Origin of the sequence: Aquimarina macrocephali JAMB N27 (genome assembly GCF_000520995.1) — a bacterium.
In the GTDB taxonomy this organism is placed as follows: Bacteria; Bacteroidota; Bacteroidia; order Flavobacteriales; family Flavobacteriaceae; genus Aquimarina; species Aquimarina macrocephali.
The window spans coordinates 64,893-76,200 of the sequence record NZ_JACA01000047.1; the positions used below are offsets into that span (position 1 = coordinate 64,893).

An 11,308-nucleotide genomic window follows, 5' to 3' on the forward strand; every position below is an offset into this window, starting at 1 on the left:
TTTTTGCTTAAGATTTTATCTTACTGAAAATCAAAAAAGTTCAATTTATTCTGTCCCTTTCTTAAACGATATGCAGCAAAATCATTTTTGTTTTTAAATTGCAGATATATATTCTGCTTCAATACTTCTGAAAATACCTGACCAGGTGATCTTCCATAGCTATGACCTGGGAAAATGAGCGTATCTGATACAATCCTTTTTTTTAGATATTCAATACTTTCGAACATATTATGTGCTCCTTGCATGTCAAAACATAAGCCACATCCTTCGGCAAATAATGTATCCCCGGTAAATAAACTATTTCCTATTAGATAACACATACCGCCGGGTGTATGACCCGGGGTAAATAAAGGTTCAATCTGTATTTGGCCAACTGACCATGGTGTTGTACCGACACCTTCTAATTGTGGAGCATGAAAACCAGAGTACCTAATTTCTTCATTAGACATCCAAATGGGGCAGCCGTATTTTTCTGCCAGAGGTTTGGCTAAATGAATATGATCAAGATGAGAATGAGTAAGTAAAATTCCGCTTAAGACTGTTTCGGTATTCTCCAGTGCCTGCTCTACTTTTCTCATATCCCAGGCCGGATCCACAATAATAGCTTGATTATTAATATGGTCAACCACCAAATAACTATAGTTCACCATAGACATATAAGTCATTCTCAGTATGACAACCTGTACTATACCGCTGTAACCCGTATCGGTATATCCAATATCCATTATCAGATTTTCAAATTTCATTGATGTGTAAATTAATGTGCTCTATTTTGCATTTATAGAGGCGCCGAGTGGATTCGAACCACTGAAATAAAGGCTTTGCGGACCTTCCCCTTAGACCTCTTGGGCACAGCGCCATTTGCGTAAGTCGTAGATTCAAAATTCAAAACTTACAGATTATTATATTCTTAAGAGGTGCTGAGTGGATTCGAACCACTGAAATAAAGGTTTTGCAGACCTTCCCCTTAAGCCTCTTGGGTACAGCACCTTTTCTTATTGTTTTTTTATAAAATATTTTTCGTCAATACTTCTGAAGAATGTTTATAGCAGTGATTCACTAACACAAACAAGTTTTTAATTTTTGAATGACATTTAAATCACTTCCGAATTGATTTATCATTTGCAATGAAATAGAACCTGAATCTGAAGGAAGTATATATTTAACAAAAGTTGACAAAGTTCCACTAGGTCCTATATCTATAAAAGCATAATCTTCGGTTTCCAGTATTCTTTCAACAGTTTGCTCGAAATTAACAGGATTACGGATAGCTTTCCATATATAGTCCCCGTTCAATTCCTGGACTGTCCCTGTTTGCAATGACGATATCACTGGAATTTTGGGAGGTACTACCCGAATATCTTTGAAAATTTGCTTATAATGCTCTTCGATTGGATCTATGAGTTTGGTATGAAACCCATATTTTACTGGTAATATTTGTGATATAATATTTTCCTTATTTAAGTTTTGATAAAGGTTTTGTATTGTGTGAGGCAAACCGCTCACAACAAAGTTCTCTCGAAAATTTCCCGCTGTAAACCAACAATTACGAAAAAGATCTGGGTAGCGGATCATTATTGATTTTGATCCCATAATAGCCAACATACCTGCAGGTTGGGTCTTTTCATGAACAAGCTTAGCTATATCAACCGATACCCTGATCCCATCTTCCAGGGAAATGGCACCTGAAACAACAGCTGCATGGAGTTCCCCCATACTATATCCCATAAGAAAATCTGGTTGGATATTCATTCCTTTAAGTATTTTGAACATACTATATTGGATACTCAATAAAGCAGGGTTCGTATAAAGAATGTTATCAAAGGGTTCGCTCTTTCTCTTTCCCCGATATAAAACATCAATTAAAGAGGTTCTTATTAATGGAAAAACTATTTCATTACAATGATCCATCCAATATCTGAATTGTTCATTATGTTCATAGAGTTCTTTACCCATTTCATAGTATTGAGACCCCTGGCCAGAGAACATACTTATAATCTGTTTATTCATTTGATCTTTTTTATTTAATGACAGGATTTCCTAACCTCATTGTACTTTTTGTATAACCAATATGATTAGGAAACCTGAAAAATCTTCTGGTAACCGGATAAGATGTTTTACTTCAATATTATCAGAATTCTTCTTTTTCTATTTATAGCCACGAAAAAGTACCATATATAGTTTTCATTATGTAATCAATTAAAGCTGATACAAAACCCTAAAAGCAACCTGTTTTTGATCACGATAAGGGTAAAATCCACTTCTGGCATCATCCACGATAGGAATGAGTGCATCAAAATTCAAAGTGATATGATCATTCCAATTGTAGGAAGCCGATAACACATTAAAAAAATTAGTATAAGGTCCGTTGTACATAGAAGCCCAACTAAGGGATAGATTATTTTTCATTAGCTGTTTGCTCAAGGCCAAAAGGGCTATATAATTATTTCTGGGAATTCCCTGAATTTGGTCTGACCAGTCCATGATATGGTAATTCACTGCTTCTATACTTAACGTAAAAGTACTGTTGGGGGAATAATCAACACCAAGTGAAGCATCCAGAGCATTTTTTTTTACAATCTGAAACGATGCATCGTTATATGCTTTTTCAGATTTTATTGCTACTTCACCTTTAACGAGTAAATTATTGATTGCTCGATTGAAGGTAACACCAGTCATAAAAAACCGTTGCTTACTTTTGGTAATAAGATCAGGGTTGACCATTCGTAAGGCATATTGATTATCTATCAAACTGGCTGCCATAATACTAATGTCACTTTTTCCGAAGGTTTTTCTCCAACGTAAACCATATTCAGAAAAATTTCCCTTTTGTTTTTCCTTTAGATATTCAACTTTCCCGTCAAAAGGATCATAATAATATCCTGTTCCTTTTCGAGGTTGTTCGTTAAATTCGGAATAAGGCACAAAAAACGCACTCCAATATCCAAATGATGAATACTGGTCTATGGTTAGCATAGGTTGTCCTATCCTAAGGTCATCCATATTGAGACTTAGCGGTTCCCGGTAATCCAAACGGCCTATTTCATTAGTAACAATCGCATAATCAGATTCCCCCCATACAACTATCTGAATTCCAGCTTTGATACTTGTTTTATTAAAACTAGTCTGTAAATAAGCTTCTCTTGTTCTTCCTTCCAATGCCACTATATCCTCTTCATCACGAATCCTATGATCATTTTTGAGAAAAGTAAACATTTTAGTGTCTATATGGACTGAAAGGTACTCCAAGAAGGATTTAGAATATTCTAACCGAAACGAAAACCGGTTATTCATTATCTTATCTGGTTTTTCGGCTTTATACGTAAATCCATATTGTATCCCCAAACGCATTGCACTAAACACATCTGAAACCCATGAAATGGAATCCTTTTTTTCTTCAACTAGAGTAGATTCCATATCAATGATATCGAAATCCTCGATGTCTTCTATGGTATCATTTTCTACAGGAATCTGGCCATAAATACATGAAACACTTATAAATGAGATGATAATACTATATACAACATCATTGGTGAAGTTGGAGCAATTCTTCATGCCTCTCTCTAAAAAATAAATTAATAATGATTTGTTTTCTTCGTGACGTTAATGATGTATCAAAATCATTTGAAGTCACGCCCAGAATGTTAATTGGGTTTGATTTTTGAATGATTTAAACAGTATGAGCAAATTCGATTTCATTGCTAATCTTACCGGGTATTACATCCGTATGTATTATTTATCCTTTTTCCCAGGGAAATTGCCCGGTTTTTACAAATCTTGCTATTTTATTCAGGTTCCTTTCATCAGAAAACACTTCAATATTAGCTGCAAGAGCGTGTGACTTAGAAGCATTTGGAAAATTGTCCAATTTATTCAGATAACTTTTATAACTGGTTATTCCTTGCTTGGAAAGCAAGCGTAGGCGTAATAAATGCTTTCTCAACAGGTTTTTACTATTCTCATCATATGCATCCACCAATCCCCAGTCATATGCCTCTTTTGCTTGTACAGGTTGAGTCATTAATGTCATGTAATGTGCTTTAGAGAATCCTATTCGACGGATCAGAAAAGGCAAAACACAGGCAGGCATCAGTCCAAAAAGAAGTTCTGATAAACTAAATACTGCTTTCTGTTCACAGAGTACTATATCGCAAGCAGCTACAAAACCCATTCCACCGGCATTAGCCTTTCCTCTAACATGTGCAATGGTAATATATGGGCCTGAAGCTAATTTTTGCCATAGATTATACATTAGTTCGGGGTTTTGATCTTGGTGCTGAGTCCCGTTTTCAATACTCTGTTGAATTCCTTTGAAATCTGCTCCAAAGCAAAACACTTCAGGAGAACCTTCGACAACCACGATTTTTGCCAACTCTTCACATAGATCAAGTGCATTTGTAAACTCTTCGATCAACCTATTATTAATTGCATTTTTAGCCTCTGGACGATCGATTTGAATAAAACAAATATCTCCTTCAAATCTGGTTTTTATAGTTTCGTATAACGTTGCATTGCTTATGATATCCATTCGTATTCTCTTTTAAATTCTTTAATCTCTTTTAAAAAAAGTGTCTCTCTGTTCAACGTTTTTCTAGCTTGAGAAATAAAATCAGTATCCAATTTTACATTGCGTGTACCAAATTTTACTGCATTGCTACCTACCAGTAAATCTTCATATTCATCCATTTTTAGTTCATACCTTTTATCAAATTGTTCTTTAATCTTGAACTTTTGTATACTTTCCTGACTTTTTTCACCTACTATACCGCTAAAAAACTCAGAACAACAACCTGACCCATAAGAAAAACATCCAACTCTTTGTGGTGCGTCAAAACTGCCATTCTCAATCGTACTAGCGAGTGACATCATGGCTGTCGCTCCCATAATATTGCCAATACGCTGACAGTAGACCAATCCGGGAACTACTCGGTTCTCAAAATCCATTTCTATGTCCTTAGGCTTTGCTTTCACTGCTTTGCGCATTAAATTACGATGTGCTCCTTTGACCATTCCTCCAAAAGGAGTATGAAAGGCCAGATAGCTAAAAGTCTTGGCATAGTCTGCCTCGGGAACACGTTTTTGGTATTCATAAAAAGAATTCTCACAACAGTCTAAATAAGAGAGTAATGACAAGTCAGAATCTCCGGCTTCGCCATCTGTAGTAGGTCTACAAGTATCCATCACCTGATAACCATAATATCCATTAGCGCCAATATCTACCTGAAACACATAAGGTTTCTCACTAACCAGCATAGCAACCGCTCCGGCTCCTCCGCTAGGTTCTGCAAATGACCATTCCATAGTGAGTGCATCCCCACCTTCTTCTATCATAAAACGGGATACATCTGTAGCAATTACCAGAGCTTTTGCCCCAGGTGAAGTTTGAGACAAGATAAAATTGATTGCCATTTGAAAACCGGCCACCCCAGAATAGCATGCATTTTTTAACTCAAACAAGCGACAATTGCGGTTCAACCCCAAAATTTCGTGAAAATAAGTACTCATTGATTTCCCAAAATCAAAGGACGATTCTGTACATGAGATTACCAGCTCGATACGATCTTTTTCTTCCGGACTAAGAGCATCTATGAGAGGCTTAGCAGCATTTACTCCAAAAGTGACTGGGTCCTCATATGGTAATGCTACCGTCTTCTCTTTCATAAGAAGATTTTTAAAACGAGAGGTATCTAATTTACGATATTCTGCAAGTTTTTCTACATCCAAAAATGTTGTGCCTCCGAAGACATTCATTGCTTCAATTCCTGCTATACGCATATATTTTTCTATTATTAAATGGTTAAAAATTAAGTTTTTGTGTGATTGGTATACGATTTTTTTGAGCATACCAGATTAAGCTACATTACCTGTATCTTAGTTTTTTAATTTAATGTATCGTTGATGATATTTGATTTACGATAGGCCATCTTGAAGGCTTCGTTTAATCAATAGAACATTGAAATTCAATTACCAATGTCAATTACCAAGTAGTCACTCAAGATCATTTATCTTTCTTGATATCTATCCTAAATGCTGGCTTACTGACACAAAAGATCTGCCATGAATAAGGCTATCGGAGATATGTAAACAAAATCCTACCTCAGCATATCTAATGAAATTCTTGTAAATAAAATTTAAGTTCTAGGAATTCTCCAAAACCAGATTATGCTTTGGAGTAAGGTTATTATTTTTTATTCATGAGTATTAACATATGTTGTAACCCTTTTTAGCAACTAAGCATAAACTCTTTTAACTGCTGCCTGAGAGAAATCATCCAACTGTTTCTGGAAATCCGCTTCTGCTTTTGAGTTTGCCTTTTTTTGCGCCCCACTAGGTTTCTCTTTGATTTGTTGAATTAGTTTATGTAATACCTCAATTAATATGTCTACATCTTCTTCTGTATTTTCTATTCCAAGACTTACTCTAACAACTCCCGGTAATTGAGTCTTTGGAGCTACAGTTAGAACAATACGTTGTACTTGCTCGAGTACAGGGCTAATACCTGTTATTTTCTTAACTAATAAATGGGCGCAATGGCAACCGTATCTTACACCAATGCCTCCTTTTCGAAACATCTCTTCTGCTAGTTTGTTATGCAAAATTCCTTTTGTCTCAAAAACAATAACTCCTATCCTATCATCAAATTTAGGAGATTTTGGATCATTTACCCCAAAAACAGTTAGTCCAGGTATTTTTGACATCCCATCTAATATTCGTTTAGTCAATACTTGTTCTTCTTTGTGAACCACATCCATACCGATGCGTTGTAAAAGCACAAGTGCTTTTCCCAATGACGCAATCCCTCCTATGTTTTCTTCTCCAGACAATTGGATACGTTTCTTCTCATTCAGGTTATGATTGAGTAATCCTTTTTTAACCACCAATACTCCGGTACCAAATGGGGCATATATTTTATGAGCAGAAAAAGCCATATAATCGATCCCATCCTTTTCTACCTCAACCTTAAGGTGAGCAACTACCTGGGCACCATCTATCAGAAGTTTTGCGCCATATTTATGAACAATTGAGCTTACTTCCTTGATGTTGTGACATGACCCTAAAACGTTAGAAGCACCACTCAGAGCAACAACCTTAATACGTTTCTTTGCGTACTTATACTCTAGATTATATTCCCGTAGATTTTTTTCCAGTTCTACTAAATCTATAAAACCTTCTTCATTCACTCCTAGCCTGATCAGAGAGTTTTGGGAAATCATACGCCAAGGTAAATCATTAGAGGAATGCTCCAGTAGGGAGATCAGTACTACTGGATCAATATCATTTTCGGGATTATTAATCAGGTTTTCAGATACAAGGTTGATGGATTCGGTAGTATTTTTAGTAAAAATAATATCATAGTTTTCGAGAGGTGCCCCCAGGATTTCACTACAAATAGTTTTTACTTCTTGTACTACTTCTTGTCTTCTTTTCTCTGGCAAACGTAATGCCTCACGAAACGTGTTCCAAATTGGAGTAAATGTAGGCGTACTGGCACTATTATCCAGGTTTACGAATTGTCTTTCGCCTTCCATGGTTGGTACAATGAGACCTCGTCCTATTAAGGTTTGTTTAAGTTTTTTCATAAGTTCCAGTCCGGAGTATTTCTCTAACTCATCCTTATATATTAACTCATTTACGCTAAGATCCTTTTGAGATAATTTCTTAAAGATATCTTTTCCATATTGCTTCATTAAGAGAAGTGCCTTACTAAATGCAATGACATTAACAATGGCTGGAGTACCTGCCTCAAATTTGTCTGGTCCGTTATTCCAGATTATCCATTCTGCCGCAACAAGTCTGGCCGTTCCTCCACCACACTCGGATGGAGTGCCTTTAGGTAATGCTTTTTTCCCAACAACAACTGCGGTTATACCCAACGGCAAACCAATCTCTAGGCTTGTCAAAAATTGATAGCTTCCTGACTTAAGTTGTGATGTTAAACTATTTGTTCTTTTGGAAGAGCAAAAAATGACAATGTATCTATCTTTGTTAAGCCCCATATATTCCAATACAATATCCCTGGCATGCTCATATAGGTGAGAAGATACCATTGAATTGTGTCCACTCCCACGATGTACGTTGGAATAAGTTTCTAGTGCTGCATGCACTCCACGTTCCAGCTCAGCAAATGCTGTTTCTGATTCATTACCTTTTAGCGCGCCATTTTCTTCTTGTTTGAGCTGGCTAACGTTTGATGATCCATGCTCATTGTACATAGTTGTTTCCATTTGAATCTCGTTTTATTTAATTTTTAATCTATTTTTATTTTTAACTATTTTTCTTAACACTAAACACCCTAATTTTTCCTTACTGTAATAAAATGTTGACGCCCTCTGCGGTGCAAACATTCGGTTTCAACAATTTCAAATCCCGTATCCTTTATTGAGTTTTCTAATTCTGAAACAGTATATGTTTTCAGTTTCGGAATTAATCCGATTTTACTAACAAGCGATAGTGCAATTCCCGCAAGAGATCCTTTTCCCAGACAAGGTGTTACAGAAATAAATACTCCTCCCGGTTTTAACAATTCATAGATCCTTTCTAAAGCCTTGGGTAAATCTTCTAATAAATGAAGCATATAGACTGCTAGTATCATATCAAAGCCTCCTGACTTATAGTTCTTATCGAATATTGTGGTATGCGAATAATCTACATTTTGAATCTGTAATTCATTGGCTTTATCTTGGGCAATCCGGATCATTTCAGACGATATATCAATACCGTAAACCTTATCAACATTACTAGCAATTTCATTGGCTAATATTCCTGTGGCACATCCATAATCCAAAACATTATCCTCTTTTTTGAGATATCCCTTGATTTTTTGAAGAATTTTAATTCGCACCTCTCTATCTTTCATTTCTTCCTTATCATACCCATTAGCACTTTTATCCCAAAATTTTTCGGATTTATACATTTTTATATATTTAAATTTTAATAATCATTTATTCCCAAATTAGTTATAAAATTGAGAATGAGTGCAAACACTTCGCTATCTCACTAAAGATTTAATCATTTCTTCACATTAAATAATTGCTTAAAATTTTTAATGCTTTTTTATCCGAGTAATATCTTCACCTATTTATAATTCAAGCCTGGTCTATTGATCTTTACAGATGAATTTAATTTTTCGCTTTTTATTTCTTCAATATATTCTTTCATCACCTTTAAAGCGTATCTGATATGTTGGTGTTTTGTCTTAGATCCAAAGCTGATCCGGATAGATTCCTGTGCTGCCTCATCTGTTAATCCTATTGCTTTTAAAACATGGGAGGGTTTGTTAGATGATGCACTACACGCAGAGCCAGAAGAAACAGCAATTCCCTTATAATCCAGTGATTTCATTAAGTCGCCACTGCCAATACCAGGAAAGGTTAAATTAATGGTATTAGTCAAACAGTTATCCATTGGAGAATTAATAATTATATCACTTTTTATCGTTTTTAATTCATTAATGAATGTTTTCTTAAGAGACTCATTTTTTATTGAAAGGGATACAAGTTTATTTACATGTCTGCAAGCTTCTCCAAAACCTGCGATATTATGAATGGATTCTGTACCTGCTCGCATTCCTTCTTCTTGATGTCCTCCATGAATATAAGGTTCGAGAGGACAGCTAATTTTGGCATACCAGGCACCTATTCCCTTAGGGCCATAGAGTTTATGAGCAGAAAATGTAGCATAATCGACTCCTAGTTCCTTCACGTTTATAGAGATTTTGCCTAATGCCTGCACACAATCAGAAAAAACCAGAGCACCTTTAGCCTTGGCCATTTCAGATATTTTTTTAATATCCTGAATCGTCCCTATTTCATTATTAGCCAACATACAGCAAACCATAGAAGTTCGATCATCTATCATAGCTTCAAGCTCTTTAAGCAATACACGTCCAGAACTATCTACAGGACAATATTGAACATCTATATTTTTGGTCTTCAAATACTCTAGTGTTTGAATCACTGATGGATGCTCAATTGGTGTAGAGATTATTTTGTTTTTATCTGGATAGAAATGACTACTTATTGTTTTCAATAACGCATTATTGGATTCGGTTGCACAACTAGAAAAATACACTTCATGTGAATGAGCTCCGATCGTGGCTGCAACTTGTTCACGAGCTTTTTCAATAATTTGTGCAGACATTTTCCCTTTTGAATATCCCGATGAGGGATTTCCCCAATAAGATTTCAATACCCGATTCATTACGCTTCTTACAGATGGTGCTATATGAGTTGTTGCGTTATGATCGAAATAAACATTTCGCTTGTTCAATATTTGTTTTAGCATGGCAATCATATTTTTAAATTATAGTGCAGCAAGTGCATCGATGATCTTCTTACAACCTCCATTCTTAATATATTCGGAGTGATCATCTATATCCTTAAATTCTTTGTTTGTAATTTTACTGCATAATACTTCGGAGTCTGTTTGAACATAAAACGCTCTCAGCATCTTTTTGGTCTCCAGGCTATCAAATGACGATGGTGATTTACCAGGATTCTTTTTTATCCAATCCACCATTTTATACCAAATCGCAGCACTTAGCGCTCCACATTCTTTTCCGCTTAAACCAAGCCCTCCGGCATATCCGGCTACCATAAGCATTTCTTCTTCTGTAGCTCCCATTTTTCTGACCACCTCAGATGCACAACTTACCGATCCCGGACAGAAACTTACAGATTCATCCGATAAGCCTTCATCTGCTGATTTAATTGCTTCGGGAGCCCATCTTCCTGCCAGCTTCATACAACCAAATGCTTTTCCCGTAAACAATACTTTTAGCGGAGCTAATTTACCCGTAAGATCCATATCTGTAATATCACGGCAACTTATCGTATTTGTTCTTTTTTTAAAGGATTCCATCAGATGTTGTGTAGCTGTTATAGCCATTGCTATTGCTTCTCCTGTGTCTTCATTTCTTCGGTATGATTCTGCTCCGGCAGCCAAAACGGCTCCTCCGATCATTCCGCATTGGTATCCTCTATTCAATAGCCCTCCTGCAAAAGGAGATGCCGCAATCTCTGCTATTTCATTCGGAACACCATACTCGCTATTTAACAGAGAACAAAATGCTGTACCACAAGTTCCTCTGGATAATACTTTTAAACCTTCTTTAATAGCCTTCATAATGGAAATTTTAGTGAGTTTTTAATTATATATAGTTCATAACCCATTTCTCCTGTTAGAAAGATTGAATTATGTTTATTAAAAGAAACCCTTTGTGTGACTTGGGTACCTTTTGTGTTTTTCTTATTACAACAGTTTTATGATTTTGAAATATGATTTTTGTTGAAATCATAACTCATCCATA

At 35.8% G+C, this 11,308-nt stretch carries 9 protein-coding genes and 2 tRNA genes; all 11 read right to left on the bottom strand.

Annotated elements, in window-relative coordinates:
• Nucleotides 1-20: 20 nt before the first annotated feature.
• A complete protein-coding gene (locus Z054_RS0122305) occupies nt 21-746 on the bottom strand; it encodes an MBL fold metallo-hydrolase (protein WP_024772249.1) in 726 nt (241 codons plus the stop codon).
• 38 nt (nt 747-784) lie between these two features.
• A tRNA-Cys gene (locus Z054_RS0122310) sits at nt 785-859 on the bottom strand.
• Between the two features lie 56 nt (nt 860-915).
• Nucleotides 916-990: transfer RNA gene (locus Z054_RS0122315), tRNA-Cys, on the bottom strand.
• A gap of 69 nt (nt 991-1,059) precedes the next feature.
• Entirely contained in the window at nt 1,060-2,010 is a 951-nt protein-coding gene (locus Z054_RS0122320; RefSeq protein ID WP_024772250.1) for an acyltransferase domain-containing protein, read from the bottom strand.
• A 189-nt stretch (nt 2,011-2,199) separates the two neighbouring features.
• Nucleotides 2,200-3,555, bottom strand: a complete 1,356-nt coding sequence (locus tag Z054_RS0122325; RefSeq protein WP_024772251.1) for a DUF1302 family protein — start codon at nt 3,553-3,555, stop codon at nt 2,200-2,202.
• A gap of 181 nt (nt 3,556-3,736) precedes the next feature.
• Complete coding sequence (locus Z054_RS0122330; protein ID WP_024772252.1) at nt 3,737-4,528, bottom strand: enoyl-CoA hydratase/isomerase; 792 nt, start codon at nt 4,526-4,528, stop codon at nt 3,737-3,739.
• Nucleotides 4,516-5,775: a hydroxymethylglutaryl-CoA synthase family protein gene (locus tag Z054_RS0122335; RefSeq protein WP_024772253.1), complete on the bottom strand. Its 1,260-nt coding sequence runs from the start codon at nt 5,773-5,775 to the stop codon at nt 4,516-4,518. Before Z054_RS0122335 ends, Z054_RS0122330 begins: the two co-directional genes overlap by 13 nt.
• A 455-nt stretch (nt 5,776-6,230) precedes the next feature.
• Entirely contained in the window at nt 6,231-8,225 is a 1,995-nt protein-coding gene (locus tag Z054_RS0122340; RefSeq protein WP_024772254.1) for an aminotransferase class V-fold PLP-dependent enzyme, read from the bottom strand.
• Between the two features lie 68 nt (nt 8,226-8,293).
• Entirely contained in the window at nt 8,294-8,914 is a 621-nt protein-coding gene (locus Z054_RS0122345; protein WP_024772255.1) for a class I SAM-dependent methyltransferase, read from the bottom strand.
• Nucleotides 8,915-9,075: 161 nt separating this feature from the next.
• Complete coding sequence (locus Z054_RS0122350; RefSeq protein ID WP_035093097.1) at nt 9,076-10,284, bottom strand: cysteine desulfurase family protein; 1,209 nt, start codon at nt 10,282-10,284, stop codon at nt 9,076-9,078.
• Nucleotides 10,285-10,302: 18 nt separating this feature from the next.
• Complete coding sequence (locus tag Z054_RS0122355) at nt 10,303-11,124, bottom strand: C-GCAxxG-C-C family (seleno)protein (RefSeq protein ID WP_024772257.1); 822 nt, start codon at nt 11,122-11,124, stop codon at nt 10,303-10,305.
• Nucleotides 11,125-11,308 lie beyond the last annotated feature (184 nt).

What these genes read in the sequence shown, in the direction of transcription:
- Z054_RS0122305 (WP_024772249.1), bottom strand. Translation starts at nt 746, where the DNA reads ATGAAATTTGAAAATCTGATAATGGATATTGGATATACCGATACGGGT.
- Z054_RS0122320 (WP_024772250.1), bottom strand. Translation starts at nt 2,010, where the DNA reads ATGAATAAACAGATTATAAGTATGTTCTCTGGCCAGGGGTCTCAATAC.
- Z054_RS0122325 (WP_024772251.1), bottom strand. Translation starts at nt 3,555, where the DNA reads ATGAAGAATTGCTCCAACTTCACCAATGATGTTGTATATAGTATTATC.
- Z054_RS0122330 (WP_024772252.1), bottom strand. Translation starts at nt 4,528, where the DNA reads ATGGATATCATAAGCAATGCAACGTTATACGAAACTATAAAAACCAGA.
- Z054_RS0122335 (WP_024772253.1), bottom strand. Translation starts at nt 5,775, where the DNA reads ATGCGTATAGCAGGAATTGAAGCAATGAATGTCTTCGGAGGCACAACA.
- Z054_RS0122340 (WP_024772254.1), bottom strand. Translation starts at nt 8,225, where the DNA reads ATGGAAACAACTATGTACAATGAGCATGGATCATCAAACGTTAGCCAG.
- Z054_RS0122345 (WP_024772255.1), bottom strand. Translation starts at nt 8,914, where the DNA reads ATGTATAAATCCGAAAAATTTTGGGATAAAAGTGCTAATGGGTATGAT.
- Z054_RS0122350 (WP_035093097.1), bottom strand. Translation starts at nt 10,284, where the DNA reads ATGCTAAAACAAATATTGAACAAGCGAAATGTTTATTTCGATCATAAC.
- Z054_RS0122355 (WP_024772257.1), bottom strand. Translation starts at nt 11,124, where the DNA reads ATGAAGGCTATTAAAGAAGGTTTAAAAGTATTATCCAGAGGAACTTGT.